Annotated in this window: 26 protein-coding genes; 14 read left to right on the forward strand and 12 right to left on the reverse strand. The window is 62.1% G+C overall.

Annotation, left to right across the window (positions count from 1 at the left end):
• Nucleotides 1-13 precede the first annotated feature (13 nt).
• Nucleotides 14-1,447: an aminotransferase-like domain-containing protein gene (locus ACZYR5_RS05480; protein WP_489088834.1), complete on the reverse strand. Its 1,434-nt coding sequence runs from the start codon at nucleotides 1,445-1,447 to the stop codon at nucleotides 14-16.
• A 169-nt stretch (nucleotides 1,448-1,616) separates the two neighbouring features.
• On the opposite strand from ACZYR5_RS05480, the gene ACZYR5_RS05485 reads away from it, so the two are divergent.
• Nucleotides 1,617-1,862 carry a DUF1127 domain-containing protein gene (locus ACZYR5_RS05485; RefSeq protein WP_489088833.1) on the forward strand — a complete coding sequence of 82 codons (246 nt, stop codon included), beginning with the start codon at nucleotides 1,617-1,619 and terminating at the stop codon, nucleotides 1,860-1,862.
• 9 nt (nucleotides 1,863-1,871) lie between these two features.
• On the opposite strand, the gene ACZYR5_RS05490 is transcribed toward ACZYR5_RS05485, so the two are convergent.
• Nucleotides 1,872-3,182, reverse strand: coding sequence for an NAD(P)/FAD-dependent oxidoreductase (locus ACZYR5_RS05490; protein ID WP_489088832.1), 1,311 nt, complete (start codon nucleotides 3,180-3,182; stop codon nucleotides 1,872-1,874).
• Between the two features lie 147 nt (nucleotides 3,183-3,329).
• On the opposite strand from ACZYR5_RS05490, the gene ACZYR5_RS05495 reads away from it, so the two are divergent.
• Complete coding sequence (locus ACZYR5_RS05495; RefSeq protein WP_489088831.1) at nucleotides 3,330-3,683, forward strand: YkgJ family cysteine cluster protein; 354 nt, start codon at nucleotides 3,330-3,332, stop codon at nucleotides 3,681-3,683.
• Between the two features lie 9 nt (nucleotides 3,684-3,692).
• Here ACZYR5_RS05495 and ACZYR5_RS05500 read toward each other — a convergent pair whose 3' ends face one another.
• Entirely contained in the window at nucleotides 3,693-4,181 is a 489-nt protein-coding gene (locus ACZYR5_RS05500; RefSeq protein WP_003206849.1) for an Lrp/AsnC ligand binding domain-containing protein, read from the reverse strand.
• 156 nt (nucleotides 4,182-4,337) lie between these two features.
• Here ACZYR5_RS05500 and dadA point away from each other — a divergent pair, with 156 nt between their 5' ends.
• The 6 genes from dadA (at nucleotide 4,338) to ACZYR5_RS05530 (ending at nucleotide 10,461) form a co-directional block, all read left to right on the forward strand.
• Nucleotides 4,338-5,642 (forward strand): D-amino acid dehydrogenase, encoded by a 1,305-nt coding sequence (dadA, locus tag ACZYR5_RS05505; protein WP_489088830.1) that lies wholly within the window; start codon nucleotides 4,338-4,340, stop codon nucleotides 5,640-5,642.
• Nucleotides 5,614-5,967, forward strand: a complete 354-nt coding sequence (locus ACZYR5_RS05510) for a RidA family protein (protein WP_489088829.1) — start codon at nucleotides 5,614-5,616, stop codon at nucleotides 5,965-5,967. The genes dadA and ACZYR5_RS05510 overlap by 29 nt, the downstream gene beginning before the upstream one ends.
• An 89-nt stretch (nucleotides 5,968-6,056) precedes the next feature.
• Nucleotides 6,057-7,130: an alanine racemase gene (alr, locus tag ACZYR5_RS05515; protein ID WP_489088828.1), complete on the forward strand. Its 1,074-nt coding sequence runs from the start codon at nucleotides 6,057-6,059 to the stop codon at nucleotides 7,128-7,130.
• 128 nt (nucleotides 7,131-7,258) lie between these two features.
• On the forward strand, nucleotides 7,259-7,807 hold the full coding sequence (locus ACZYR5_RS05520; RefSeq protein WP_489088827.1) for a cupin domain-containing protein: 549 nt from the start codon (nucleotides 7,259-7,261) through the stop codon (nucleotides 7,805-7,807).
• A gap of 182 nt (nucleotides 7,808-7,989) precedes the next feature.
• On the forward strand, nucleotides 7,990-8,403 hold the full coding sequence (locus tag ACZYR5_RS05525) for a c-type cytochrome (RefSeq protein ID WP_489089056.1): 414 nt from the start codon (nucleotides 7,990-7,992) through the stop codon (nucleotides 8,401-8,403).
• A gap of 135 nt (nucleotides 8,404-8,538) precedes the next feature.
• Nucleotides 8,539-10,461, forward strand: a complete 1,923-nt coding sequence (locus ACZYR5_RS05530; RefSeq protein WP_489088826.1) for an acetyl-CoA hydrolase/transferase C-terminal domain-containing protein — start codon at nucleotides 8,539-8,541, stop codon at nucleotides 10,459-10,461.
• 109 nt (nucleotides 10,462-10,570) lie between these two features.
• Here the strand turns inward: ACZYR5_RS05530 and ACZYR5_RS05535 are convergent, their stop codons facing one another.
• Complete coding sequence (locus tag ACZYR5_RS05535; RefSeq protein WP_489088825.1) at nucleotides 10,571-11,143, reverse strand: xanthine phosphoribosyltransferase; 573 nt, start codon at nucleotides 11,141-11,143, stop codon at nucleotides 10,571-10,573.
• A gap of 57 nt (nucleotides 11,144-11,200) precedes the next feature.
• The gene (gene rep, locus ACZYR5_RS05540; RefSeq protein WP_489088824.1) at nucleotides 11,201-13,210 is read right to left on the reverse strand and encodes a DNA helicase Rep; all 2,010 of its coding nucleotides are present in this window, start codon (nucleotides 13,208-13,210) and stop codon (nucleotides 11,201-11,203) included.
• A gap of 237 nt (nucleotides 13,211-13,447) precedes the next feature.
• On the opposite strand from rep, the gene ACZYR5_RS05545 reads away from it, so the two are divergent.
• Nucleotides 13,448-15,118: a putative bifunctional diguanylate cyclase/phosphodiesterase gene (locus ACZYR5_RS05545; protein WP_489088823.1), complete on the forward strand. Its 1,671-nt coding sequence runs from the start codon at nucleotides 13,448-13,450 to the stop codon at nucleotides 15,116-15,118.
• Here the strand turns inward: ACZYR5_RS05545 and ACZYR5_RS05550 are convergent.
• Nucleotides 15,115-16,512, reverse strand: coding sequence for a NorM family multidrug efflux MATE transporter (locus ACZYR5_RS05550; protein ID WP_489089055.1), 1,398 nt, complete (start codon nucleotides 16,510-16,512; stop codon nucleotides 15,115-15,117). The two genes, ACZYR5_RS05545 and ACZYR5_RS05550, sit on opposite strands and share 4 nt — an antisense overlap.
• A 158-nt stretch (nucleotides 16,513-16,670) precedes the next feature.
• Between ACZYR5_RS05550 and ACZYR5_RS05555 the strand changes: the two genes are divergently transcribed.
• Nucleotides 16,671-17,594 (forward strand): LysR substrate-binding domain-containing protein, encoded by a 924-nt coding sequence (locus tag ACZYR5_RS05555; protein WP_489088822.1) that lies wholly within the window; start codon nucleotides 16,671-16,673, stop codon nucleotides 17,592-17,594.
• Here the strand turns inward: ACZYR5_RS05555 and ACZYR5_RS05560 are convergent.
• Both ACZYR5_RS05560 and ACZYR5_RS05565 read right to left on the reverse strand, forming a co-directional pair.
• Nucleotides 17,588-19,081: a YifB family Mg chelatase-like AAA ATPase gene (locus ACZYR5_RS05560; RefSeq protein WP_489088821.1), complete on the reverse strand. Its 1,494-nt coding sequence runs from the start codon at nucleotides 19,079-19,081 to the stop codon at nucleotides 17,588-17,590. The genes ACZYR5_RS05555 and ACZYR5_RS05560 overlap by 7 nt on opposite strands.
• Before the next feature lie 117 nt (nucleotides 19,082-19,198).
• A complete protein-coding gene (locus ACZYR5_RS05565; protein WP_489088820.1) occupies nucleotides 19,199-19,459 on the reverse strand; it encodes an accessory factor UbiK family protein in 261 nt (86 codons plus the stop codon).
• A gap of 415 nt (nucleotides 19,460-19,874) precedes the next feature.
• On the opposite strand from ACZYR5_RS05565, the gene glnK reads away from it, so the two are divergent.
• The 4 genes from glnK (at nucleotide 19,875) to sutA (ending at nucleotide 22,655) form a co-directional block, all read left to right on the forward strand.
• Nucleotides 19,875-20,213, forward strand: coding sequence for a P-II family nitrogen regulator (gene glnK, locus ACZYR5_RS05570; protein ID WP_002555808.1), 339 nt, complete (start codon nucleotides 19,875-19,877; stop codon nucleotides 20,211-20,213).
• A 35-nt stretch (nucleotides 20,214-20,248) separates the two neighbouring features.
• Nucleotides 20,249-21,586: an ammonium transporter gene (locus tag ACZYR5_RS05575; RefSeq protein WP_489088819.1), complete on the forward strand. Its 1,338-nt coding sequence runs from the start codon at nucleotides 20,249-20,251 to the stop codon at nucleotides 21,584-21,586.
• Between the two features lie 215 nt (nucleotides 21,587-21,801).
• Nucleotides 21,802-22,251 carry a secondary thiamine-phosphate synthase enzyme YjbQ gene (locus ACZYR5_RS05580; protein ID WP_489089054.1) on the forward strand — a complete coding sequence of 150 codons (450 nt, stop codon included), beginning with the start codon at nucleotides 21,802-21,804 and terminating at the stop codon, nucleotides 22,249-22,251.
• A gap of 77 nt (nucleotides 22,252-22,328) precedes the next feature.
• On the forward strand, nucleotides 22,329-22,655 hold the full coding sequence (sutA, locus tag ACZYR5_RS05585) for a transcriptional regulator SutA (protein ID WP_489088818.1): 327 nt from the start codon (nucleotides 22,329-22,331) through the stop codon (nucleotides 22,653-22,655).
• Between the two features lie 72 nt (nucleotides 22,656-22,727).
• Here the strand turns inward: sutA and ACZYR5_RS05590 are convergent, their stop codons facing one another.
• The 4 genes from ACZYR5_RS05590 to dapF are packed head-to-tail and all read right to left on the reverse strand — an operon-like array spanning nucleotide 22,728 to nucleotide 25,903.
• Nucleotides 22,728-23,435: an HAD family hydrolase gene (locus ACZYR5_RS05590; RefSeq protein WP_489088817.1), complete on the reverse strand. Its 708-nt coding sequence runs from the start codon at nucleotides 23,433-23,435 to the stop codon at nucleotides 22,728-22,730.
• On the reverse strand, nucleotides 23,432-24,331 hold the full coding sequence (gene xerC, locus ACZYR5_RS05595; RefSeq protein WP_489088816.1) for a tyrosine recombinase XerC: 900 nt from the start codon (nucleotides 24,329-24,331) through the stop codon (nucleotides 23,432-23,434). The genes ACZYR5_RS05590 and xerC overlap by 4 nt, the downstream gene beginning before the upstream one ends.
• Before the next feature lie 2 nt (nucleotides 24,332-24,333).
• On the reverse strand, nucleotides 24,334-25,059 hold the full coding sequence (locus ACZYR5_RS05600; RefSeq protein ID WP_489088815.1) for a DUF484 family protein: 726 nt from the start codon (nucleotides 25,057-25,059) through the stop codon (nucleotides 24,334-24,336).
• Between the two features lie 13 nt (nucleotides 25,060-25,072).
• Nucleotides 25,073-25,903 (reverse strand): diaminopimelate epimerase, encoded by an 831-nt coding sequence (gene dapF, locus ACZYR5_RS05605; protein WP_489088814.1) that lies wholly within the window; start codon nucleotides 25,901-25,903, stop codon nucleotides 25,073-25,075.
• Nucleotides 25,904-25,906 lie beyond the last annotated feature (3 nt).

Raw genomic sequence — 25,906 nt, forward strand, 5'->3', positions numbered from 1 at the left:
GCTTTGCCGATGTTCAGCGGTCGCCGTCGGGGCATTCGGCCAACAGCTTGATCGCCGCTGCACCGACCTTGCGCACCGCCTCTTCGACCTGCGGGGTCGGCTTGGCCGCGTAGTTCATGCGCAGGCAATTGCGGTACTTGCCCGAGGCGGAAAAGATGCTGCCGACCGCGATCTGTACGCCCTGATCGAGCAAGACCCGATTGAGCTTGAGGGTGTCGAAGCCTTCCGGCAATTCGACCCAGAGCATGAAGCTGCCTTGAGGACGGCTGGCACGGGTGCCGGCCGGAAAATAACGGCTGACCCAATCGAGCATCAGGTCGCGGTTGCGCTGGTACTGCGTGCGCATCCGCCGCAAGTGAGGTTCGAAGTGCCCGCCTTTGAGAAATTCGGCGATGGCGATCTGCGGTTGTGGCGCGGTGGAGCCGGTGCTGATGTATTTCATGTGCAGCACGCGCTCCAGGTAGCGTCCCGGCGCCACCCAGCCGATGCGCAGGCCGGGTGCCAGGGTCTTGGAGAACGAGCTGCACAGCAGCACGCGACCGTCCTCGTCGAACGACTTGATGGTGCGAGGGCGAGGGTAGGTATACGCCAGTTCGCCATACACATCGTCTTCGATGATGGCCACGTCAAAGCGCTGGGCAAGCGTCAACAACGCGCGTTTGCGCGACTCCGGCATGATGTAGCCCAGCGGGTTGTTGCAGTTGGGCGTCAACTGTATGGCCTTGATCGGCCATTGCTCCAGGGCCAGTTCCAGTGCTTCGAGGCTGATCCCGGTGAGTGGGTCGGTGGGGATTTCCAGGGCTTTCATGCCCAGGCCCTTGAGGGTCTGCATGGCCCCGTGAAAACTCGGTGAGTCGACGGCGACGATGTCTCCGGGCACACAGATCGCGCGGATGCTGGTGGACAGCGCTTCGTGGCAACCGGTGGTGATCACCAGGTCGTTGGCGCTCAACTGGCTGCCGGAATCGAGCATCAGCCGGGCGATTTGCTCACGCAGTTCGAGGGTGCCGTAGATGTTGTCGTAATACAGTCCGGGCATGTCCTGCCGGCGACTGATGCGCGCCAGGTTGCGCAGCAGCGGTTTCATGGTCGGCGTGGTCACATCCGGCATGCCGCGGCCCAGCTGCACCACGTCCTTGCGCGGCACGGCGCGGATCAGTTCCAGCACCTGGTCCCACTGCGAAATATCCACCGGGCGCTGGGCGGGACGCCCCACTACCGGCAGCTCGGGCAGTTCGCGGCCCACCGGTACGAAATAACCGGACTTTGGCTTCGGCCGCGCCAGGCCGCTGTCTTCGAGTACCCGATAGGCCTGTTGCACGGTGCTCAAGCTGACCCCGTGTTCAATGCTCAAGGCCCGCACCGAGGGCAGGCGGTCGCCGGGGCGATAGAAGCCCTGTTCGATACGGGTGCCGAGCAATTCGGCGAGGTTGACATAGAGCGTCATGGCGCAGCCTCAGGGTGGGTACCAGTACAGATACGTGGAAAAACCGTGATTCAGCCGGGAAATCGGAAAAACTGTATGGAAGTAATACAGTTCTATTGAATCTGTAACGGTTTTTCAGCTCCGCGCATCATGGAATCTCTGGCTACCCAAGTAAACAGGAGCATGCGAAATGAACGGCTTGAGCGATGTGCGGTTGACGTTACACAGTCAGGAACTGGAGGCAGGGCGTGAGTGGGGCATGGGTGCGCAAGCGCTGCGCAATGCGCCGTCCTGCCTGGGCCGCTGGGGCCTGTTCTGGCATCGTCTGCACACGCGCAAAACCTTGCTCGAGCTGACCCCGGAGCAGTTGCGCGACGTCGGGTTGAGCCGGGAGCAGGCGCGTGCCGAGGGTTTGAAGCCGTTCTGGCAGCTGTGATCGATCAGCTCACGCCAACTCTTTGAGTCGATGCCACAGCATGCCCAGTGCCAGCAGCGGTGAGCGCAGGTGTCGACCACCGGGGAAGGTCATGTGCGGCACCTTGGCGAACAGGTCGAAGCCACCGCCTTGCTGGCCGCTGATGGCTTCGCCCAGCAGCTTGCCGGCCAGGTGCGTCACGTTCACCCCATGCCCTGAGTACGCCTGGGCGTAATAGACATTTGGCTGATCCTTGAGGCGGCCGATTTGTGGCAGGCGATTGGCGCCGATGCCGATCATCCCGCCCCACTGATAGTCGATTTTCACGCCGGCCAGTTGTGGGAACACTTCCAGCATCTTCGGCCGCATATAGGCGGCGATGTCCGCTGGATCGCGGCCGGAGTAGTGGCAGGCGCCGCCGAACAGCAGGCGACGGTCGGCCGAAAGACGGTAGTAGTCCAGGGCCACCCGCTGGTCGCACACCGCCATGTTCTGCGGCAGAACGGCATGCGCCTGTTCTTCACTCAAGGGCTCGGTGGCGATGATGTAGCTGCCGGCGGGCAGCACTTTGCCGCTGAGTTCCGGGTTGAGCTCGTTCAGATAGGCGTTGCAACCAAGTACCAGGTTTTTCGCACGAACCGTACCCTGAGCCGTGTGGACCTTGATCTCGGTGCCGTAATCTATGCGGCTGACGGCAGACTGTTCGAACAACTGCACGCCCAGTTGCGCGGCGGCAGCGGCTTCCCCCAGCGCCAGATTCAGCGGGTGCAGATGTCCCGATCCCATATCGATCAGGCCACCGACATAGCGGTCCGAACCCACCACGCTGTGCATCTCGTCAGCCTGCAGCAGGTGCATCTCATGGCGGTAGCCGAGGCTGCGCAGTTCCTCGGCGTCCTCGGCAAAACCTTCGAGGTCGCGAGGTTTGTTGGCCAGGTCGCAGTAACCCCAGGTCAGGTCGCAGGCGATCTGCAACTGTTCGACGCGCTGGCGCACCAGGTCCACCGCCTCCAGGCCCATCAGTTTCATCTGCCGCACGCCGTCGGTGCCCAGCACCGGGGCGAATTGGTCGAGGCCGTGACCGACGCCGCGGATCAACTGCCCGCCATTGCGTCCACTGGCACCCCAACCGATCTTGCGGGCTTCCAGCAGGATCACGCTGAAGCCGCGTTGGGCCAGTTCGATGGCGGTGTTCAAGCCGGAAAAGCCGCCGCCGACCACGCACACGTCCGCCAATTGTTCGCCTTGCAGCACTGGATAATCCGGCTGCGCCTGGCTCGTGGCAGCGTAATAGGAGGCGGTGTGGTTGCTCGGCACCGGTGGCTGGACGCGGGCAGTCATGGGGCGATCCTGATAGTCGGGTGTTGAGTAAATTTTACGGAGCATAAGCCGGACCTTTCGGCCCGGGCAACATTGGTCGGTTGCGACTGTCTGGTGCCGGGTATTTAAGGCAAAATTCCGGCTTGTCCCATTTCGGTATTCGTTTCGATGAGCTGCAACCGCCAGACCGTTCGCACACTGCGTCAGCAGATTCCCTCCTTCGAGTGCGTGCCCGGCTGCCACGATTGCTGTGGTCCGGTGACCACTTCGCCGGAAGAAATGTCGCGCCTGCCGCGCAAGACCCGGGCCGAGCAGGATGCCGCCATGGAGGAACTCAACTGCGTGCACCTGGGCCCCAACGGCTGCACCGTGTATGACGAACGGCCGCTGATCTGCCGGCTGTTCGGCACCACGCCGAGCCTGCCATGCCCCAACGGCCGTGGCCCGGTGGAGCTGATTCATCCGCGAGTCGAGAAGCAGATTCACGCTTACATGGCCAGCACGCGCCAGGTCCTGGTCTAGCAGTCTGGATCAATCCGGAATCGGCAAATTCAGGCTTTCCTTGACCTCTTCCATCACGATATAGCTCTTGGACTCACGCACGTGAGGCAACTTGAGCAGGATGTCGCCCAGCAGTTTGCGGTACGAGGCCATCTCGGAAATCCGCGCCTTCACCAGGTAGTCGAAGTCGCCTGACACCAGGTGGCACTCCAGCACGTGGGGCAATTTCAGCACGGCGCGTCGGAATTCTTCGAAGGTGTCGCCGGATTTGTAGTCGAGGCTGATCTCGACGAACACCAGCAGGCTGCCTTTCAGGTGCTGTGGGTTGAGCCGGGCGTTGTAGCCCATGATGATCCCCTCGCGCTCCAGGCGCCGCACCCGCTCAGTGCAGGGCGTGGTCGACAGACCAACCTTTTCCCCCAGCTCGGTAAATGAAATCCGTCCGTCCGCTTGCAGGATGCGCAGGATATTGCGATCGATCTTGTCCAGCTCGCGTTTGGTCTGGGTGTTGGTACGCATAGGGGATGCGCCTCCGTGAAAAGGGGTTTTGCCGAGAATTGTCGCCAAATATAGGCGCTTATATAGTGAAAAGCACTGGCAAATGTTTTTTACACTGCGCCCATCAATGCTCGTACACAACACACGTCAGCGGCATGCCGCGATGAGGGATAAAAAATGCGCGTTCTGGTCTTGGGTAGCGGCGTCATCGGTACCGCCAGTGCCTACTATTTGGCTCGGGCCGGCTTTGAAGTGACGGTGGTCGACCGTCAGCCAGCCGCTGCCATGGAAACCAGTTTCGCCAACGCCGGCCAGGTGTCGCCTGGCTATGCGTCGCCCTGGGCTGCCCCGGGCGTGCCGCTCAAGGCCATCAAGTGGCTGCTGCAGCGCCACGCACCGCTGGCGATCAAGGCCACGGCCGATATCGACCAGTACCTGTGGATGGCGCAAATGCTGCGCAACTGCACCGCCAGCCGTTATGCGGTGAACAAGGAGCGCATGGTCCGCTTGTCCGAGTACAGCCGCGACTGCCTCGACGAACTGCGCGCCGAAACCGGGATTGCCTACGAAGGCCGCAGCCTGGGTACTACTCAGCTGTTCCGCACTCAGGCGCAACTCGATGGTGCCGCCAAGGACATCGCCGTACTCAAGGAGTCCGGCGTTCCTTTTGAACTGCTCGACCGCGCCGGCATTGCCCGCGTCGAACCGGCCCTGGCCAGCGTCACCGACATCCTCGCCGGTGCCTTGCGCCTGCCGAACGACCAGACTGGCGATTGCCAGATCTTCACCACGCGCCTCGCTGAGATGGCAGTCAAACTGGGTGTCGAATTCCGCTTCGGCCAGGATATCCAGCGCCTGGACTACGCCGGTGACCGGATCAATGGCGTGATGATCGACGGCAAGCTGGAAACCGCCGACCGTTATGTCCTGGCCCTCGGCAGCTACTCGCCGCAATTGCTCAAGCCGCTGGGCATCAAGGCTCCGGTGTATCCGCTCAAGGGTTACTCGCTGACCGTGCCGATTACCAACCCGGCCATGGCCCCGACCTCGACCATTCTCGACGAGACCTACAAGGTCGCGATCACCCGTTTCGACAACCGCATTCGGGTCGGCGGCATGGCCGAGATTGCCGGTTTTGACCTGTCGCTGAACCCACGTCGACGCGAAACGCTGGAGATGATCGTCAACGATCTCTATCCTCAGGGCGGCGACCTGGCCCAGGCCAGTTTCTGGACCGGCCTGCGTCCGACCACCCCCGATGGCACGCCTATCGTCGGTGCGACGCCGTTCAAGAACCTGTTCCTGAACACCGGCCACGGCACACTGGGCTGGACCATGGCCTGCGGTTCCGGCCGCCTGCTGGCCGACCTGATGGCGAAGAAAACTCCGCAAATCAGTGCCGAAGGTCTCGATATTTCTCGTTACAGCAACAGCAACCAGGAGGCTGCAAAACATGTCAATCCAGCGCCAGCTCACCAATGAGCGTCTGAGCCAGATCGTCGTCCATAACGGTACCGTCTACCTGGCGGGCCAGGTTGGCGACGACATGAGCGCCGGGGTTGCCCAGCAGACTCGCGAAACCCTGGCCAACATCGAGCGCTTGCTGGACCTGGCGGGCACCGACAAAACCCGCCTGCTGTCGGCGACTATCTACCTGAAAGACATCGATGCCGACTTCGAAGGCATGAACGGTATCTGGGACAGCTGGCTACCACACGGCGTTGCGCCAGCCCGGGCGACGGTTGAAGCCAAGCTCTGTGAGCCGGAAATCCTGGTCGAAATCTCGATCGTCGCCGCTCTGCCTTAAACACTCCCTCTTCCGGCGCTCCAGGCAATTCATGTTGCCCACCAGCGCCGGTTTTTTATTCCCCGTCCACCGCCTGGAAGCCTGCCGCCATGCGTCCTGCTCGCGCCCTGATCGATCTGCAAGCCCTGCGTCACAACTATCAACTGGCCCGCGAAAGCTCGGGCGCTCGCGCGCTCGCGGTGATCAAGGCCGACGCTTATGGCCATGGCGCCGTGCGCTGTGCCCAGGCCCTGGAAGCCGAGGCCGATGGTTTCGCCGTGGCGTGCATCGAAGAAGCCCTGGAGTTGCGGGCGGCCGGTATTCGCGCGCCGATCCTGCTGCTGGAAGGCTTTTTCGAAGCCGATGAGTTGGCGCTGATTGTCGAGCACGACCTGTGGTGCGTGGTCCACGCCCTCTGGCAACTTGACGCCATCGAGCAGGCGACCTTGCGCAAGCCGATCACCGTCTGGCTCAAGCTCGACTCGGGCATGCACCGCGTGGGCCTGCACCCGGCGGATTATCAGGCGGCGTACCAGCGGCTGCTGGCCAGCGGCCAGGTCGCCAAAATTGTCCTGATGAGCCACTTCGCCCGCGCCGACGAACTCGACAGCAGCAGCGCCAGCGAGCAGGTGGCGGTGTTCGAGGCCGCGCGCCAGGGCCTGTCAGCCGAGGTCAGCCTGCGCAACTCGCCGGCGTTACTGGGGTGGCCACAAGTGCCCAGTGACTGGGTGCGTCCGGGCATCATGCTGTACGGCGCGACCCCATTCGAACAAGCCAACGCCCTGGCGGCGCGCCTGCAACCGGTGATGACCCTGGAATCGAAAGTCATCAGCGTACGCGAGTTACCGGCCGGCGAGCCCGTGGGCTACGGCGCTAAATTCATCACGCAAAAGCCGATGCGCATCGGTGTGGTTGCCATGGGTTACGCCGATGGTTATCCACGCCAGGCGCCTACCGGCACGCCGGTGCTGGTGGCCGGTCAGCGCAGCCAGTTGCTGGGCCGGGTGTCGATGGACATGCTCTGCATCGACCTGACCGATGTACCGCAGGCCGGGCTGGGTTCGACCGTCGAGTTGTGGGGCAAGAACATCCTCGCCAGTGACGTGGCCATGGCCGCAGGCACCATTCCGTACCAGATCTTCTGCAACCTACGCCGGGTGCCACGGCTCTATTCCGAGGCCTGACGGGGCGGGGGGCAGGGCCGCGATCGATAAGCCGAACAGGACTCGGGCTCAAGTGTTGTAAATACTGAACGCTGTCGCCATGATAACGCTCACTATCTATATAACCTGAATCCTGGGAGGCTATTGCATTGGACGTCGGTGAACGACTGCAATCGATCCGTAAACTCAAAGGCCTGTCCCAGCGCGAACTCGCCAAGCGTGCTGGGGTGACCAACAGCACCATTTCGATGATCGAGAAAAACAGTGTCAGCCCCTCCATCAGTTCGCTGAGGAAGGTGCTTGGCGGCATCCCCATGTCCATGGTCGAGTTCTTTTCCGAGGAGATCCTCCAGGAAAACCCGACGCAGATCGTCTATAAAGCCAATGAGCTGATTGATATCTCCGATGGTGCCGTGACCATGAAACTGGTTGGCAGGGCGCATCCGAGCCGGGCCATTGCGTTTCTCACTGAAATCTACCCACCGGGTGCCGATACCGGAGAAGAGATGCTCACCCATGACGGTGAAGAGACCGGCATTCTGCTGGAGGGACGGCTCGAGTTGGTGGTCGGTCTCGAGACTTTTATCCTCGAAGCCGGTGACAGCTACTACTTTGAAAGCACCAAGCCCCATCGTTTTCGTAATCCCTTTGATGCACCGGCGCGACTAATCAGCGCAGCGACACCGGCGAATTTCTAGGAAAAGAGGCGCCAGCCGAGGTTTTGTGAGGCGCCCGAGCTGTTTTTCGCCAGGTCTTAATACCCCTGAGACTTTAGGGTTGTTTCAGACTGGCGGGCTTACCGTTATACTTGCGCCCGCCCGCGAAACCGTGGCCGTGGGCGTGACTAGCCACCATTGAGGGTGTACGCGTGAATCTAATTATGAAAATGCTGGCCGCACCAGCAGCCGTATTGGCCCTATGGGCAGCCAGCGCTCAAGCTGCAACCAACGACGATATTGCCAAACGCCTTGAACCCGTCGGCCAGGTCTGTGTACAAGGTCAAGAGTGCAAGGGGATGGAAGTCGCTGCTTCGGCAGGCGGCGGTGGGGCGAAAACCCCTGACGAGATCATTGCCAAACATTGCAACGCTTGCCACGGCAGCGGCCTGCTGGGCGCACCGAAAATCGGTGACACCGCAGCCTGGAAAGAGCGTGCCGATCACCAGGGCGGCCTTGACGGCATCCTGGCCAAGGCCATCACCGGTATTAACGCAATGCCACCTAAAGGCACCTGCGCCGATTGCTCCGATGATGACCTCAAAGGCGCAATCCAGAAGATGTCTGGCCTGAAATAAGCGCCTATCTTCAGCGAAAAAGCCGCTTGCGAGCGGCTTTTTTGTGCCTGCGATTTGACCAGCAAGGCTGGTCATGTGGAGCCGGAGACGGCAAGCTCCAACGACCGTAACTCATGGACAGGTCGGGAGGCTCAGATGGTGCAGTCGGTTTCAATCGAACAGGCAGTCGAGGATGTGCTCGCACGGTTACCCGCGCACATTCACCTGGGAATGCCCCTGGGGCTGGGCAAGCCCAACCGTTTCGTCAACGCGCTCTACCAGCGCATCGCGCAGTTGCCCGAGCGTCAGCTGACGATCTACACCGCCCTGAGCCTCGGGCGTCCGTCACTGGGCGATGGACTGCAGCGGCGTTTCCTCGAGCCTTTCGTCGAGCGGGTGTTCGGCGACTACCCGGAGCTGGACTACCTCGCCGACCTGCACAAAGACAGCCTGGCGCCGAATATCCACATCGAGCAGTTTTTCCTGCAACCGGGCAGTCTGCTGCACAGCGCAGCGGCGCAGCAGGACTACGTCAGCAGCAACTACAGCCACGCTGCCCGGGACATCAATGCCGCCGGCCTGAACCTGATTGCGCAACTGGTGGCCCATGATCCGCAACAACCGGACCGCCTGAGCCTGAGCTGCAACCCGGATATCACCCTCGACCTGCTGCCGATGATCGCCAGGCGCCGTGCCGCGGGCGAAACCATCTTGCTGCTCGGCCAGGTGCACAGTGATCTGCCGTACATGCCCGGTGATTCGGAGATCGAACGCAGTGCATTCGACTGGCTGATCAATGAGCCAGAATGCAGCACGCTGTTTTCCACGCCAAACATGCCGGTGGGCTTGCAGGATCATTTCATTGGCCTGCACGCCAGTACCCTGGTGCGAGACGGTGGCACGCTGCAGATCGGCATCGGCTCCATGGGTGATGCACTGACTGCCGCCTTGCTGGCACGGCAGGCGGATAACGAGGCCTATCGTGCCTTGTTGACGGATCTCGACGGCCACTATTGGGCGCCCTTGATCAGCCGCGAGGGCGGCGTCGAGCCGTTTGCCCAAGGCCTCTACGGCTGCAGCGAAATGTTCGTCAACGGCCTGTTGGCGCTGGCCGACGCCGGCATTGTGCGGCGCAAGGTTTATCCCTGCGTGGAGTTGCAACGGCAAGCCAATGCCGGGACGTTGGATGAGGCCAGCAGCCAGGGCGGCGTTTCTATTCATGGCGGCTTCTTTCTTGGCCCCCGAAGTTTCTACCGACGCCTGCACGAGCTGCCCCAGAGCAAACTCGCCGAATTCAACATGACCGCCATTAGCTTCATCAACGAACTGTACGGCCAGGAAGAACTCAAGCGCCTGCAGCGCCGCGATGCGCGTTTCATCAACAGTGCCTTCACCATGACCCTGATGGGCGCCGGGGTGGCCGATCAATTGGAAGACGGGCGAGTGCTCAGCGGCGTCGGTGGGCAATACAACTTCGTCGCCCAAGGCCATGCGCTGGAGGGCGCGCGTTCGATTCTGATCTTGCGCAGCTATCGCGAGTCCGGCGGCGAGGTCAGTTCCAACATCGTCTGGCAGTACGGCCATTGCACGATCCCACGCCACCTGCGCGACATCGTGATTACCGAGTACGGCATCGCCGACCTGCGCGGCAAGACCGACGCCAAAGTCATCGAGGCGCTGCTTAACATCAGCGACTCGCGTTTCCAGCCGGGCTTGATCGAGCAGGCGCAAAAGGCCGGCAAGCTGGCGAAGGATTTCCGCCTCGAACCGCGGTTCACCGACAACAGTCCGCAGCGCTTGCAGGCAATTGCCGCGCGACATAGGGGATTGTTTGCGGAGTACCCGCTGGGCAGCGATTTTTCAGGCGAGGAGCGGGATCTGTTGCGGGCGCTGAACTGGCTGAAGAGCAAATTCAAACTCACCGAGATCGTGCAGTTGGGCAAGGCCGCGCTGGATGCACCGGAGCCTGGCGAATACCCGCTGCACCTGGAGCGGATGCAGCTGACCAGCCCGCAGGGGCTGAAAGAGGAGTTGTATCAGCGCTTGTTGCTCACCGGATTGAAAGCCACCGCGCAATAACGCTCCTGTGGGAGCGGGCTTGCCCGCGATGAGGACTTCACATTCAACATCATTGTTGTCTGTCAGGCCGCCTTCGCGAGCAAGCCCGCTCCTACAGGGGGGATCAGTGTCAGTCGATGAAGGTCACGACGCCGCCTTCCAGGGACTTGACCCGGGCCAGCGATTCGACGCGATAACCTTGCGCGTCCAGTTCGGCGCGGCCGCCCTGGAACGACTTCTCGATCACGATGCCCAGGCCGGCCACGGTGGCGCCGGCTTGCTTGATGATCGAGATCAGCGCCTGGGATGCCTTGCCGTTGGCCAGGAAGTCATCGATCACCAGTACGCGGTCGCTGCTGGTCAGGTGACGCGGGGAGATCGCCACGGTGCTTTCGACTTTCTTGGTGAACGAGTAGACCGTGGCCGACAGCAGGTTTTCCGTCAGGGTCAGGGACTGTTGCTTGCGGGCGAAAATCACCGGCACGCCAAGGTTCAGGCCGGTCATGATCGCCGGGGCAATGCCGGAGGCTTCGATGGTGACGATCTTGGTGATCCCCGAGTCCTTGAACAGCGCGGCAAACTCGTCGCCGATCAGCTTCATCAGGGCCGGGTCGATCTGGTGGTTCAGAAAGGCGTCGACTTTCAGGACCTGGTCGGAAAGCACGATGCCTTCTTCGCGAATTTTCTTGTGCAGTGCTTCCACAACAGCTTCCTCGGTTGGCGCAACGGGCGCCGAAAGTAGATTAAAAAGTAGTCGATTCTAGCGCTTTAACATCGCGCGTATATCTGCCAATGCGTTATTGCCGCGCACGGCTTTGACTTCGGTCGGGGTATCGTCGTTGCCTTCCCAGGCCAGGTCGTCCGGGGGCAGCTCATCGAGGAACCGGCTCGGCGAGCAATCGATGATTTCGCCGTACTGCTTGCGCTTGGCGGCAAAGGTGAAGGCCAGGGTCTGACGCGCGCGGGTAATGCCGACGTAGGCCAGGCGCCGTTCTTCTTCGATGGTGTCGGCTTCGATGCTGGAGCGGTGCGGGAGGATTTCCTCCTCCATGCCCATGATGAACACGTAAGGGAATTCCAGGCCCTTGGACGCATGCAGGGTCATCATCTGCACCCCTTCGGCGCCGTCCTCTTCTTCCTGCTGGCGTTCGAGCATGTCGCGCAAGACCAGCTTGCCGATGGCATCCTCGACGGTCATTTCGCCGTCTTCGTCCTTCTCCAGGGTGTTCTTCAACGCCTCGATCAGGAACCAGACGTTGCTCATCCGGTAGTCGGCGGCCTTGTCGCTGGAGCTGTTGGTGCGCAGCCAGTTCTCGTAGTCGATGTCCATGACCATGCTGCGCAGGGCCGAGATCGGGTCCTCGCCGGCGCATTGCTCGCGAACCTTGTCCATGAAGCGCTTGAAGCGCGACAGGCGATCGGTGAAACGGCTGTCCAGGTGCTCGCCGAGGCCGATCTCATCGGTGGCGGCATACATCGAGATCTTGCGTTCGGTGGCGTAGTTCCCGAGCTTTTCCAGGGTCGTCGAACCGATCTCGCGGCGTGGGACGTTGATCACCCGCAGGAAGGCATTGTCGTCATCCGGGTTCACGATCAGGCGGAAGTAGGCCATCAGGTCCTTGACTTCCTGGCGTCCGAAAAAGCTGTTGCCGCCGGAAAGACGATAGGGCACCTGGTGATGCTGCAGTTTCAGTTCGATCAGCTTGGCCTGGTAGTTGCCGCGATAGAGAATCGCGAAATCGCTGTACGGGCGATCGGTACGCAGGTGCAGGCTGAGGATTTCCACGGCCACGCGCTCGGCCTCGGCGTCTTCGTTGCGGCAGCGAATGACGCGGATTTCGTCGCCGTGGCCCATCTCGCTCCACAGTTGTTTTTCAAACTCGTGGGGGTTGTTCGAAATCAGCACGTTGGCGCAGCGCAGGATGCGGCTGGTGGAGCGATAGTTCTGCTCCAGCATCACCACTTTCAAGGACGGATAGTCCTCCTTGAGCAGCATCAGGTTTTCCGGGCGCGCGCCGCGCCAGGCATAGATCGACTGATCGTCGTCACCTACCACGGTGAACTGGTTGCGTTTGCCGATCAGCAATTTCACCAGCAAGTACTGGCTGGCGTTGGTGTCCTGATATTCGTCCACCAGCAGGTAGCGGACCTTGTTCTGCCACTTTTCGAGAATGTCGGCGTGTTCCTGGAACAGCTTTACCGGCAGCAGGATCAGGTCGTCGAAATCCACTGCGTTGAACGCCTTGAGGGTGCGCTGATAGTGGGTGTAGACGATGGCCGCGGTCTGCTCCTTTGGATTGCGCGCATTTTCCAGGGCTTCGGGTGGCAGGATCAGGTCGTTTTTCCAGGCACCGATCATGTTCTTGATTTCGTCGACGCCATCGTCGCCCGAATATTCCTTCTGCATGATGTCAGTCATCAGGGCCTTGACGTCGGTCTCGTCGAAAATCGAGAAACCGGGCTTGTAGCCCAGGCGCACATGCTCCTTGCGGATGATGTTCAGGCCCAGATTGTGGAAGGTACACACAGTCAGGCCGCGGCCTTCGCCACCCTTGAGCAGGGTGCCGACCCGCTCCTTCATCTCGCGCGCGGCCTTGTTGGTAAAGGTCATGGCGACGATGTACTGGGCACGGATGCCGCAGTTCTGGATCAGGTGGGCAATCTTGCGGGTGATCACGCTGGTCTTGCCGGAGCCAGCACCGGCGAGCACCAAAAGAGGGCCGCCGACGTAGCTCACGGCTTCTTGCTGCCGGGGATTGAGTCGGGACATGAGGTCAAAAAGGAGTCATTGGCGAAAAGGGCGGGCATTTTAACAGGATGCAGGGATTCTGCCGCCTCTCTCCGACTTGTGACGTAGCACTCGATCTAAATTTGCCGGTTTTGTTACTTTCGCGCAGGATGCGTGCTGGATTTGCGTCTAATGTACGGCCCAGTGCTATATGTCATTGACTATCCGCGCGTCATAATGCCCGTCGCCAACGTCCTTTGCAGAGTCTAGGGAGCTAGCTTGTCTACGCCTGTCGAACCCTTGCGCTTGCTGCTGCTGGCCGAAGAGCCAGCCTGGGCCGCGTTGTTGCGCGAGTGTCTGGCTCCCATGGGGAGTTCGGCTGTGCTGATCAGTGCACCGACCTGGGAGTCGGTGAGCAGCCTGTTTGCCGACAACCGCAGTGCGGTGCTGCTCACGGTGCCCGCCCTGCAACCCGAGCCCGGGCGCTGCCACCTGCCGACTGTCCTGTTGCTCGAACAGGAGCCCGCCGCGACACCGGATGGTGTCAGCGACTGGCTGGTTCGCGATGTTCTCGACAGCAATATCCTGCGCCGGTGCCTGCGTCATGTCCGCGAACGCGGGCTGCTGGAAAACACCCTGCAACGACTCGCCGAGCAAGATCCGCTGACCGGCATCGCCAACCGCCAGGGCTTTCAGACCCTGCTGGCTGCTCGCCTGGCAGAAAACGAGGGCCGTGGCCTGGCGCTTGGACACCTGGATCTGGACAACTTCCGCCACGCCAACGATGCCCTCGGTCATCAGGCCGGTGACCGGCTGATCCTGCAAGTGGTCTCGCGGCTCAAGAGCCAGCTTGAGGCAGGCGATCAACTGGCGCGCCTGGGCAGCGACGAATTCGCCCTGCTGATCGATACCCGGCGCGCGCCGCAGCGGGCCGAGTGGATGGCCGAGCGCATCACTGAAGCGCTGTCCGAGCCTTATTGGGTGGACGGCGAGAGCCTGTTGATCGGTGCCAGCCTGGGCGTTGCCCACGCGCGCGCGCAGGCCGGTGCCGACCCGTTGATGTGGCACGCACATATCGCCATGCAGCAGGCCAAGAGCACCCAGGGCTGCACCTTTCACATTTTCAACGAGCGGATCAATCGCAACGCGCGCAGCATGGCTGATCTGGAGACCGAGCTGCGGCGTGCCTTGCGCCGCGATGAGCTGGAACTGCACTACCAGCCGCGGCTTGACCTGCACGACGGGCAAATTGTCGGGCTGGAGGCCCTGGTGCGCTGGCGGCACGCCGAACGTGGCCTGCTGCCGCCCAGCGAGTTCGTGCCGCTGGCCGAGCAGAGTGGCCTGATCGTGCCACTGGGGTATTGGGTGATCTCCCGCGCCTTGCGCGACATGCAGGCGCTGCGCGAGCGTGGCCTGCCACCGTTGCACATGGCGGTGAACCTGTCATTCCGCCAGTTCCAGGACAGCCAGCTGCTGTCGACCTTGAGCCGGCTGATTGCCGAGCGTGGCGTCGATGCGCAATGGCTGGAGTTCGAACTCACCGAAACCGCCGTAATGCGCCGCAGCGACCTGGTGCAGCAAACCATGGATGCCCTTGGGCGGCTGGGGGTGCGGTTCTCCCTGGACGACTTCGGCACCGGGTTTTCCTCCTTCGTGCACCTCAACAGCCTGCCGATCGCCTTGTTGAAGATCGACAAGAGTTTTGTCGGTGGCATGGAGCTGCGCGAAGAAAACCGCAAGCTGGTGCACGCAATGATCAACCTGGCGCACAACCTGCACCTGCAGGTGGTCGCCGAAGGGGTGGAAACCCCGGAGCAGCTCGCCCTGTTGCGCGGGTTCGGTTGCGATCAGGTGCAGGGGTACCTGATCAGCAAACCGTTGCCGTTGGTGGAACTGGTGGAATACCTGACGTTCGGCAGCAGCCAGTTGGCGCTCGTCGAACGGGTCTAGTCCGCCTGGGGCATTCTGAAACCCGCCTGTGCCGAGGGCTCCTGACGGATCATTCGCTGCATCTTCCACTCGAACGCCAGGGTCAGGCTCACGGCCGCGCAAGCCAGGCCCAGGGCCAGCCCCCACCAGACGCCAGTCGGCCCCCAGGCAAGATGGAAGGCCATCCACCAGGCCGCCGGCGCGCCAATCAGCCAGTAGCAGCCCAGGCCCACGAGGAAGGTGGTCTTGGCGTCCTTGAGCCCGCGGATGCAGCCCATGGCGATGGTTTGCACGCCATCGAACAACTCGAACCAGGCAGCCACCGCCAGCAGGCTAACCGCCAGGGCGATGACCTCGGCGAACGCTGGGTCATTGTGGTCGAGGAACAGGCCCACCAACTGATTCGGCAGCAGCCAGAAGACCATCGCGAAACCGAGCATCACCACCGCGCCAAAGCCGATCCCGACCCGCCCGGCCAGGCGGGCGTCGAGCAACTGCCCGGCGCCATAGTGTTGGCCGATGCGCATGGTGATCGCGTAGGACATGCCCGCCGGCACCATGAATGCCACCGAGACGATTTGCAGGGCAATCTGGTGGGCGCCCAACTGCGTGCTGCCCATGGTGCCCATGCACAGGGCCGCGAAAGCGAACAGGCCGACCTCCACAGCGTAGGTGCCGCCAATCGGCAGACCCAGGCACCACAATTCACGCAGGTACTGGCCGTTCAGGCGTGACAGGCCCTTGAGCAACGGATAGGCCGCGTATGCCGGGTGGCGATTAATGTGCCAGGCCAGGCCCAGCGCCATGCAGCTGGCGACGATCGCGGTGACCAGGCCGATACCCATCAGGCCCAGTTTGGGTAAGCCGAACATCCCGGTGATCAGTGCGTAGTTCAGGACAAAGTTGGCCACGGTGCCGATCACGCTGATGACCATCACCGGGGCCGCCCGGCCGATGGCGCTGGTAAAGCCGCGCAGCGCCATGAAGGTCAGGTAGCCGGGCAGGGCGAACGGCAGGATCAGCAGGAACTGGCCGGCCATGTTGACGTTGCTTTCGGTTTGCCCGAACAGCAGCAACAGCGGTTTGAGGTTCCACAGCAGCAGGCCCGCCACCAGGGCCATCAGGCAGGCCAGCCAGATCCCGGCCTGGGTCAGGCGGGCGGCGCCGATGATGTCGCCGGCACCATGACGAATCGACACCAGGGTGCCGACGGCGGCAATCACGCCGATGCAGAAAATCGACACGAATGAATAGCTCGCCGCGCCCAGGCCTCCACCTGCCAGGGCTTCGGGGCTGATTTTGGCCATCATCAGGGTGTCGGTGAGGACCATCAGCATGTGCGCCAACTGCGAGGCAATCAACGGCCCCGCCAGCCGCAGGATGGCTCGCAATTCGGTACGTGCTGGATGCTGCATGATCATCACGCTGTTCTTCCATGAAAATGGGGGAGCCAATGATTTTCGGCGCTTGCAGGCAAATGCACAAAAGGATAAAAACGATTGCTCGCATGATTAAAACTCATGCTTACCGCGGCCTTGTCGGGTTTGCCGTCTGCGCTATAGGAATTTTCCTGATGTCTCGTCGTCTTCCTCCGCTTTATGCCCTGCGTGCCTTTGAGGCAGCGGCGCGTCACAGCTCCTTTACCCGCGCCGCCGAGGAGCTGTCGATCACCCAGAGCGCCGTCAGCCGACACATCCGTACGCTGGAAGAGCATTTTGCCTGCCGATTGTTTCTGCGCAGTGGCCGTCATTTGCAACTGACCGAAGCCGCGCGCCTGCTGCTGCCCGGCGTGCGCGAAGGCTTTGGCGCACTGGAACGCGCCTGCAGCACCCTGCGCGCCGAAGACGACATCCTGCGCATGAAAGCGCCCTCGACCCTGACCATGCGCTGGCTGCTGGCGCGCCTGAGTCGGTTTCGCCACCTGCAGCCGGGTAACGAGGTGCAGTTGACCAGCGCCTGGATGGACGTCGACTCGGTGGACTTCAATCACGAACCCTTCGACTGTGCGGTGCTGCTCAGCAACGGACATTTCCCGCCGGACTGGGAAGCCAGCTTCCTGTTTCCCGAGCTGTTGATTCCGGTGGGTGCGCCGAATCTGCTTAATGATCAACCGTGGAATGTCGAGCGCCTGGCCAGCACCGAGTTGTTGCATCCCACACCCGATCGCCGTGACTGGCGCAGTTGGCTGGAGCGCATGGGCTTGTCCGAGCAGGTGTCACTCAAGGGCGGCCAGGTGTTCGATACCCTGGAGTTGGGGATGATTGCCGCGGCGCGCGGTTATGGCGTGTCGATGGGCGATTTGCTGATGGTCGCCGAAGATGTAGCGCAAGAGCGCTTGAGCCTGCCTTGGCCGACCGCGGTGGCCAGCGGCTTGAACTACTACCTGGTGTGGCCGAAAACCCGTCCGGGCGGTGAGCGACTGCGCCGTCTCAGCGACTTCCTGCAGGGCGAGGCGCGGGCCATGGAGTTGCCGGATGTGGAGCGCCTCGATCACTGATTTGCCGGTCGGTACTGCAGTGCTTCGGCCAGGTGTTCGCGGCTGATGCCGGGGAGTTGCTCGAGGTCGGCCAGGGTCCGCGCCACCTTGAGCAGTCGGTGGGCGGCCCTGAGCGACAAGGTCAGCCGTTCGCAGGCATTCTCCAGCCAGCTTTCGTCCGCTGTGGATAACTGGCAGTGGTTTTTCAGGCCCGGCAGATCGAGGAAGGCGTTGGCGCAGCCCTGGCGCTGATGTTGTATGTCGCGGGCGTGGGCGACCCGTTCGGCGGCGCTGGCGCTGCTGTCGCTGGGTGCAACGGCGGGATTGAGCGCCGTCGCCTCGCGGGCGACGGTCAGGTGCAAATCGATGCGGTCGAGTAAAGGCCCGGAGAGTTTGTTGCGGTAGCGCTGGACCATGTCCGGGGTGCAGGAGCAGCGACCACTAGGCTCGCCGAGATAGCCGCAGGGGCAGGGGTTCATCGCCGCGACCAACTGGAAGCGCGCCGGGAAGCGCACGCGGTCCCGCGCCCGGGCTATCACGATGTGCCCTGATTCCATCGGTTCGCGAAGGACTTCCAGGACCTTGCGATCGAACTCCGGAAGCTCGTCTAGGAACAGCACCCCGTGATGGGCCAGGGTGATTTCCCCCGGCTGCGGTTTCGAACTGCCGCCCACCAGCGCCGGGCCGGATGCCGAATGATGGGGTTGCCTGAAAGGCCGTTGCGGCCAGTGGCTCAAGGGCACACAACTGGCCACTGACTGAATCGCCGCGACTTCCAGGGCCTCGCTTTCGGTCAGCGGTGGCAGCAGTCCCGGCAGACGACTGGCCAGCAGGGTTTTCCCGGTGCCTGGCGGTCCGCAGAACAACAGGTTGTGTGCGCCCGCCGCCGCGATCAGCAGGGCCCGCTTGGCGCCGACCTGGCCTTGCACTTCGCTGAGGTCGGGATAGGGTTTGCTGGCATGCAGCAAGCCGTCGCAAGCGTAGGGTTCGATGGGCGTGTGGCCGTTGAAATGCGCCACCGCCTCGAGCAGATGATGCACGGCAATGACCTTCAACCCGGACGCCAGGCATGCTTCCTCGGCGTTGGCCCAGGGCACCACTAGACTACGCCCGGCCTGACGCGCCGCGAGCGCCGCCGGCAGCACACCGCGAACCGCCCGCACCTCGCCGGACAACGCCAGTTCGCCCAGGCACTCGACGTCATCCAGGGTCAGGGTCGGGACTTGCACGCTGGCGGACAAAATACCCAGGGCAATCGCCAGGTCGAACCGGCCGCCGTCCTTGGGTAGATCGGCGGGCGCGAGATTCAGGGTGATGCGCCGCGCCGGAAACTGCAGCCCGGAATTGATAATCGCGCTGCGCACCCGGTCCTTGCTTTCCTTCACCGCCGCTTCGGGCAAGCCGACCATGGTCAGCGACGGCAAGCCATTGGCCAGATGCACTTCAACCGTAACGGCAGGCGCCTCGACACCGACCTGGGCGCGGCTGTGGACGATGGATAGGGACATGATCATTCCTTGAACGAGAGAGCCGCTTCCTGCGGTTGTTCAAGGGTAGATGGGCGATGGTGTTTTAGCGCCCGGCCAGGGGCGCGAAACGTTCGCAGAATGTTGCGGGCTGGCGGGTTACTCGGCGCTCGGGTTGAGCCGGGCTTCGAGCTCGGCCACTTTCGCCTCAAGGCTCTCGAGCCGCGCCCGGGTGCGGGCCAACACCACCATCTGGCTATCAAACTCTTCCCGGCTTACCAGGTCCAGCTTGCTGAAGCCGCTTTGCAGCAGGGCCTTGAACTGGCTTTCGATTTCGCTTTTCGGCAACGGCGTGTCGCCGCTGAACAGGCGGGAGGCGTGGCCGCTGAGGGCGTCGAGCAGGTCTTTGGGTGCAAGCATGGGGGGAGGTCCTTAAAACGGCTGGCGGCCAGTGTAACACGCAGCTTCGTGGCCCATTGGCGCCTTGTCCGCGCACGCTTTTCGCGCATCTGGCCGTTCGTCGGCGCACCGTTATTGTGCGTATCGACGGCTTGAAATCCCCACAATTGTTGGCGATGGCCGTTAAGAGATTGAAATCAGGGACTTTTCAGGACATGGCAAGCTTTCTGCTAAGACCACTGTGACCCCTGCACTGATGCAGTCGCTGTGACGAACGCAGTGCGGCAGGCGAAGCGGGGAGTTTCGCCGGCAGCGGTTAACTGGCGTCGGTCAGGCGGGTATGGCCGACGATGCGTTACAAAGCCAGGCACTGCGCTTAGACTTGAGTCGGGTTTGTTTTCCTGGGGCAAGTCCACCTATTCGGGAGAGAGTTTTCATGAAGCTAGTCACTGCCATCATCAAGCCGTTCAAATTGGATGACGTACGCGAGTCGTTGTCGGAGATCGGCGTGCAGGGCATTACCGTCACTGAGGTCAAGGGCTTCGGTCGGCAGAAGGGTCACACCGAGCTGTATCGCGGCGCGGAATACGTGGTCGACTTCCTGCCCAAGGTGAAGATCGATGTCGCCATTGACGACAAGGATCTTGACCGGGTTATCGAGGCGATAACCAAGGCGGCCAACACCGGCAAGATCGGTGACGGCAAGATCTTCGTGGTCAATCTGGAACAGGCGATTCGCATCCGTACCGGCGAAACCGATACCGACGCAATCTAAGCCGCCCCAAACCCAACGCCCCAGGAGAAAACAATATGACTCTGCGTAAATTCGCAGGGCTAGGAGCCCTGTTGTCCATCGTAATGCCCAGCCTGGCCATGGCGGCAGACGAAGCGGCAGCCCCAGTCCTCAACTCCGGCGACACCGCCTGGATGTTGACCTCTACAGCACTCGTGCTGTTCATGACCATTCCCGGCCTGGCCTTGTTCTACGCCGGCATGGTGCGTTCGAAAAACGTTCTTTCCGTGATGATGCAGTGCTTCGCCATTACCGGCTTGATCAGCGTCCTGTGGGTCATTTATGGCTACAGCATCGCGTTCGATACCACCGGCATGGAGCAGGGCGTCGTCAACTTCAACTCGTTCTTCGGTGGCATGGGCAAGGCGTTCCTCGCCGGTGTCACGCCAGCGAGTCTGACCGGCCCGGCGGCGCTGTTCCCAGAGGCGGTTTTCATCACGTTCCAGATGACCTTCGCGATCATCACCCCGGCGCTGATCGTCGGTGCCTTCGCCGAGCGTATGAAGTTCTCCGCGATGCTGATCTTCATGGGCATCTGGTTCACCCTGGTCTATGCACCGATCGCGCACATGGTCTGGTCCGGTAACGGCGGCCTGATGTGGGACTGGGGCGTGCTGGACTTCGCCGGCGGCACCGTGGTGCACATCAACGCCGGTATCGCGGGTCTGGTCTGCTGCCTGGTGCTGGGCAAGCGTAAGGGCTTCCCGACCACGCCAATGGCGCCGCACAACCTGGGTTACACCCTGATGGGCGCGGCCATGCTGTGGGTCGGCTGGTTTGGTTTCAACGCTGGTTCCGCCGCAGCGGCCAACGGCACTGCCGGCATGGCGATGCTGGTCACCCAGATCGCAACCGCTGCTGCAGCCCTGGGCTGGATGCTGGCCGAATGGCTGACTCACGGTAAGCCGAGCGCACTGGGCATCGCCTCGGGCGTGGTAGCCGGCCTGGTCGCCATTACTCCAGCGGCAGGCACCGTGGGCCCGATGGGCGCTCTGGTGATTGGTCTGTCGGCCGGCGTGGTGTGCTTCTTCTGCGCCACCACCCTGAAACGCAAAATGGGTTACGACGACTCCCTCGACGCCTTCGGCGTCCACGGTATCGGCGGTATCCTCGGCGCGATCCTCACCGGTGTTTTCGCCGCTCCTGCCCTGGGTGGTTTCGGCACCGTGACCGACATCGCCGCCCAAGTATGGATTCAGTGCAAAGGCGTAGGCTTCACGGTGATCTACACCGGTATCGTGACCTACATCATCCTCAAGGTGCTGGATGCCGTCATGGGTCTGCGTGTCACCGAAGAGGAAGAAGCAGTGGGCCTGGACCTGGCTCAACACAACGAGCGTGGCTACAACCTGTAAGCCGGCGCCAGAAAAAACTTGCCCGGCTTGCCGGGCATTTTTTTGTCCGGGATTTGTCACTCGACGTAGCGCTGAAAGGATTTTTCGCGGGCCTTTGCCGGCGATAATCGCCAAGCTTTTTGTAGGGCCGATGGCTTACAGCAACGAAGGAATATTAGGGTCTTTGTTTTTTTCCAGAGCGCGCTAGAATGCGCCCCGAACGTGCGGAGAACTGTATGTGGCAACAGACTCTGATTACCCTGCGGGCGAGGCCCCGGGGCTTTCATCTGGTGACGGACGAGTTACTCGCCGGCTTGCCTGAACTCAAGGCATGCCGGGTCGGTCTTTTGCATTTGTGGCTGCAGCATACCTCGGCGTCGTTGACCATCAACGAGAACGCCGATCCGGCGGTACGTCGCGACTTCGAGCGGTTTTTCAATCGGCTGATCCCACAAGGCACAGCCGGCTATGAGCATGACGACGAAGGCCTGGACGACCTCCCGGCGCACTTCAAGGCCAGTTTGCTAGGCTGTCAATTGAGTTTGCCGATCACGGCGGGCCGATTGGCGTTAGGCAGCTGGCAAGGTGTTTATCTGGGCGAGCACCGCGATCACGGCGGTGCTCGTAAAGTCCTCGCCACCTTGCATGGTGATGGGGCATCACCACCGGTAACCGGTGGATGTTGAATTTTTTCTGGCAGTCGTCGACAGACGATCAGGCTGGGCTATAACTAATCTGCTTTTCGCAAGTCATGAGGTAGAACATGAGCGACGATGATCTGGAAAACGACGACCTCGAAGTAGGCGACGAAGACGAGACCGAAGAAGGCCTTGAAGCGGCAGCCGAAGACGTTGCCGACGACGATGGCGGTGATGACGCGCCGGCCCCGACCGCCAAGGGCAAGGCCAAGGCTGCGGTGTCGGTAGACGAGCTGCCGAGTGTCGAAGCCAAGAACAAGGAGCGTGACGCTCTGGCCCGTGCCATGGAAGAGTTTCTGGCCAAAGGTGGCAAGGTTCAGGAAGTCGAGGCCAACGTGGTCGCTGATCCGCCAAAGAAGCCTGATAACAAGTACGGCAGCCGTCCTATCTAAGGACAGCTCCTTGCTTGCTGAAAAAGCCCGCCGTCGCTGCGGGCTTTTTCATGGCTGCAGAAAAACCCCGGATCAGACCGAGCCGCTGTTCCACCGGGCAAGCAGCGCCGGCAGCTCGGTCAGGCTGCGAATCTGCGCATCCGGCAGGCGCTCCGCTTCCCAGACCTTGCCCGTCGGGTTGAACCAGATCGCGCGTAATCCCGCCTGCTGGGCACCGGCAATGTCATCGCCGGGATGATCGCCGATATGCACGGCCGTTTCGGCACTGGCGCCGCCGCGTTGCAGGGCCTCGTGGAACAGCCGCGCATCGGGCTTGGCGATGCCGATGTCTTCGGCGCACAGGGCAAACTTGAAGTAGTCCGCCAGCCCCAGGCGGCGCACGTCGGCATTGCCGTTGGTGACCACGCCGAGTGCATAGCGGTTGCCGAGGATTTCCAGGGTGGGCGCCACGTCAGGGAAAATCTGCAGTTGATGCCGTGCGTGCAGGAACACTTCAAAGGCCTGGTCGGCCAGTTCGTTCGCCTGCTGGTGGGCGTAGCCGGCTTCTTCCAGGGCATGAAACAGCACACGCCGGCGCAGCGCGCTGATGCGGTGCTTGAGCTGTGGCTCGTGGTTCAGTACCCGTTCGCGAATCGCATACAGGTGTTCGATCGGCAGGGCGCCAAGTACCGGGGTGTGTTCGGCCAGCCACTCACGCAGGGTGGCTTCCGCGCTGACGATGACCGGGGCGGTATCCCACAGGGTGTCGTCGAGGTCGAAGGTGATCAGTTGCACGGTCATTGTTCGTCGCCCTTGATGCGTTTGGCCCGTGGATGGGCATTGTCGTAGACCGCGGCCAGGTGCTGGAAGTCCAGGTGGGTGTAGATCTGCGTGGTCTTGATGTCCGAGTGGCCGAGCAACTCCTGGACGGCTCGCAGGTCCTGGGAAGATTCCAGCACGTGACTGGCGAAAGAGTGCCGGAGCATGTGCGGGTGCAGGTTTTGCCCCAGCTCGCGTTCGCCGGCGGCCTTGACCCGAGCCTGCACCGCACGCGGGCCCAGGCGCTGGCCTTTTTGGCTGATAAATACTGCATCGTCCGCCGGATTGGCCATTGTGCGTAGGGATAGCCACGCCTGCAGCGCCTCGCGCGCCTTGCGGCCAATCGGCAGCACGCGGGTCTTGCTGCCCTTGCCGAGCACTTGCACCAGGCCATCGGCGAGGTCGAGCTGTTCCAGGTTGAGACCGGTCAGCTCCGACAGGCGCAGGCCCGAGGAGTAGAACAGCTCGAGAATGGCCTGGTCGCGCCGTGCCAGGAAGTCATCCTCGACCGCCCCCTCGAGCAGTTGCAGGGTGCGATCGGTGTCGAGGGTTTTGGGCAGTCGTCGTTCGCCCTTGGGCGGCGCCAGGCCGTTGGCCGGATCGTGATCGCACAGGCCTTCGCGGTTCAGGTAATGGTAGAGCCCGCGCACGGCCGAGAGCAGGCGCGCCAGGCTGCGTGAGGATTGGCCCTGGGCATGCAGGCGTGCGACCAGGCTGCGCAGGCGCTGGATGTCCAACGCGCTCCAGCTGGCGATCTGCTGTTTTTCGCAATGCGCGAGGACTTTGTTCAGGTCTCGGCGGTAAGCCTGCAGCGTATGGGGCGACACCTGACGCTCACTGCGCAGGTGCTCGCAGTAGGCGTCCAGTTGTCGTTCCACGGTCAGCGTACCGAGCGCAGGGTGCTGTTGACCCGTGGCAATACGCGCCCCATCACTTCAGCGATGTAGCTGAGAAACAGGGTGCCGACCGAACTTTTGTAGTGTTGCGGATCGCGACTGGCGATCGCCAGCACGCCATGCAGGCCCAGATGACTGATGCCCACCACGGCGGTAGAGCCGATCTGCTGGCGCTGGTCTTCGCCGAACAGGAAGTCCAGTTCGTGTTCACGCAGGCTGCCGCTGACGCTTTTGCCTTCGGCCAGCAAGCCGCCGATGGCTTTTTGCGCTTCGCTGGCGCTGACCCAGCGCCCGACTGGCAGCGGCTCGTCGCTGAACAGGATCAGGCTGACAAAGGGCACCTGGAAATCCTGGCGCAAGCTGTCTTCGACGCTCATGACGACATCGTCGAGGCTGCTGGCATCCATCAGGGCGAGGATCAGGCGGCGGGTCTTGTCGAACAGGCGGTCGTTGTCGCGGGCGACGTCCATCAACTGCGAGAGGCGGTGGCGCATCTCGATGTTGCGCTCGCGGAGGATTTTCATCTGCCGCTCCACCAGCGAGACGGTGTCGCCACGCTGGTGCGGAATGCGCAGGGCGGGGAGCAGTTCTTCGTGCTCGACGAAGAAATCCGGATGAGCCTCTAGGTACGCGGCAATCGCCGCCGCCTCCAGGCTTTCGGAAGGGGATTCGTCGGGCTGTGGGGCTGGAACCTGAGGCTTGTCAGTCATGGATTTGGCTCACTCAAAGACGCACTTGTCCTTCATATACGCGCACTGCCGGTCCGGTCATCAGCACCGGTTGGCCCGGACCTGCCCATTCAATGGACAGGCGCCCGCCAGGCAGGTCGATCAATAGCGGCGAATCCATCCACCCCTGGCTGATCGCAGCCACGGCCGCGGCGCAAGCACCGGTGCCGCAGGCTTGGGTTTCTCCGGCACCGCGCTCCCAGACGCGCAGTTGCGCGCGGTGGCGGTCGATGACCTGGAGGAAACCGACATTGACCCGGGCCGGGAAGCGCGGGTGATGTTCGATTTTCGGTCCCAGTGCATGCACCGGTGCGTTGTTGATGTCGTTCACACGCAACACGGCATGGGGGTTGCCCATGGACACCGCTGCCAGCTCGACAGTCTGGCCGTCGATCTCAAGCGGATAGCTGGCAGCCTGCGCCTCGGCCTGGAACGGAATATCCGCCGGCACCAGGCGCGGTGCGCCCATGTTGACGCTGATCTGGCCGTCGTTGCGCACATCGAGTTCGATGATGCCGCTTTTGGTCTCGACCCGAATCTGCCGCTTGGCGGTCAGGCGCTTGTCCAGGACGAACCGGGCGAAGCAGCGCGCGCCGTTGCCGCACTGTTCGACTTCGGAGCCGTCGGAGTTGAAGATCCGATAACGGAAATCCACATCCGGGTTGCTCGGCGCCTCGACGATCAGCAACTGGTCAAAGCCGATCCCGGTGTGCCGATCACCCCATTGCTTGGCATGCTTGGGCAGAATGTGCGCGTGCTGGCTGACCAGGTCGAGGACCATGAAGTCGTTGCCCAAGCCGTGCATCTTGGTAAAACGCAGCAGCATGGG

The sequence above is a fragment of the Pseudomonas sp. F007 genome (genome assembly GCF_057814275.1).

Coding starts and splice junctions, on each gene's coding strand:
- ACZYR5_RS05560 (WP_489088821.1), bottom strand. CDS start 19,081: ATGTCCCTATCCATCGTCCACAGCCGCGCCCAGGTCGGTGTCGAGGCG.
- ACZYR5_RS05575 (WP_489088819.1), top strand. CDS start 20,249: ATGACTCTGCGTAAATTCGCAGGGCTAGGAGCCCTGTTGTCCATCGTA.
- ACZYR5_RS05590 (WP_489088817.1), bottom strand. CDS start 23,435: ATGACCGTGCAACTGATCACCTTCGACCTCGACGACACCCTGTGGGAT.
- dadA (WP_489088830.1), top strand. CDS start 4,338: ATGCGCGTTCTGGTCTTGGGTAGCGGCGTCATCGGTACCGCCAGTGCC.
- ACZYR5_RS05480 (WP_489088834.1), bottom strand. CDS start 1,447: ATGACGCTCTATGTCAACCTCGCCGAATTGCTCGGCACCCGTATCGAA.
- rep (WP_489088824.1), bottom strand. CDS start 13,210: ATGTCCCGACTCAATCCCCGGCAGCAAGAAGCCGTGAGCTACGTCGGC.
- ACZYR5_RS05495 (WP_489088831.1), top strand. CDS start 3,330: ATGAGCTGCAACCGCCAGACCGTTCGCACACTGCGTCAGCAGATTCCC.
- ACZYR5_RS05510 (WP_489088829.1), top strand. CDS start 5,614: ATGTCAATCCAGCGCCAGCTCACCAATGAGCGTCTGAGCCAGATCGTC.
- ACZYR5_RS05565 (WP_489088820.1), bottom strand. CDS start 19,459: ATGCTTGCACCCAAAGACCTGCTCGACGCCCTCAGCGGCCACGCCTCC.
- dapF (WP_489088814.1), bottom strand. CDS start 25,903: ATGCTGCTGCGTTTTACCAAGATGCACGGCTTGGGCAACGACTTCATG.
- ACZYR5_RS05555 (WP_489088822.1), top strand. CDS start 16,671: ATGTCTCGTCGTCTTCCTCCGCTTTATGCCCTGCGTGCCTTTGAGGCA.
- ACZYR5_RS05530 (WP_489088826.1), top strand. CDS start 8,539: ATGGTGCAGTCGGTTTCAATCGAACAGGCAGTCGAGGATGTGCTCGCA.
- ACZYR5_RS05550 (WP_489089055.1), bottom strand. CDS start 16,512: ATGCAGCATCCAGCACGTACCGAATTGCGAGCCATCCTGCGGCTGGCG.
- glnK (WP_002555808.1), top strand. CDS start 19,875: ATGAAGCTAGTCACTGCCATCATCAAGCCGTTCAAATTGGATGACGTA.
- ACZYR5_RS05580 (WP_489089054.1), top strand. CDS start 21,802: ATGTGGCAACAGACTCTGATTACCCTGCGGGCGAGGCCCCGGGGCTTT.
- ACZYR5_RS05490 (WP_489088832.1), bottom strand. CDS start 3,182: ATGACTGCCCGCGTCCAGCCACCGGTGCCGAGCAACCACACCGCCTCC.
- ACZYR5_RS05485 (WP_489088833.1), top strand. CDS start 1,617: ATGAACGGCTTGAGCGATGTGCGGTTGACGTTACACAGTCAGGAACTG.
- ACZYR5_RS05525 (WP_489089056.1), top strand. CDS start 7,990: ATGAAAATGCTGGCCGCACCAGCAGCCGTATTGGCCCTATGGGCAGCC.
- sutA (WP_489088818.1), top strand. CDS start 22,329: ATGAGCGACGATGATCTGGAAAACGACGACCTCGAAGTAGGCGACGAA.
- ACZYR5_RS05500 (WP_003206849.1), bottom strand. CDS start 4,181: ATGCGTACCAACACCCAGACCAAACGCGAGCTGGACAAGATCGATCGC.
- ACZYR5_RS05600 (WP_489088815.1), bottom strand. CDS start 25,059: ATGACTGACAAGCCTCAGGTTCCAGCCCCACAGCCCGACGAATCCCCT.
- alr (WP_489088828.1), top strand. CDS start 6,057: ATGCGTCCTGCTCGCGCCCTGATCGATCTGCAAGCCCTGCGTCACAAC.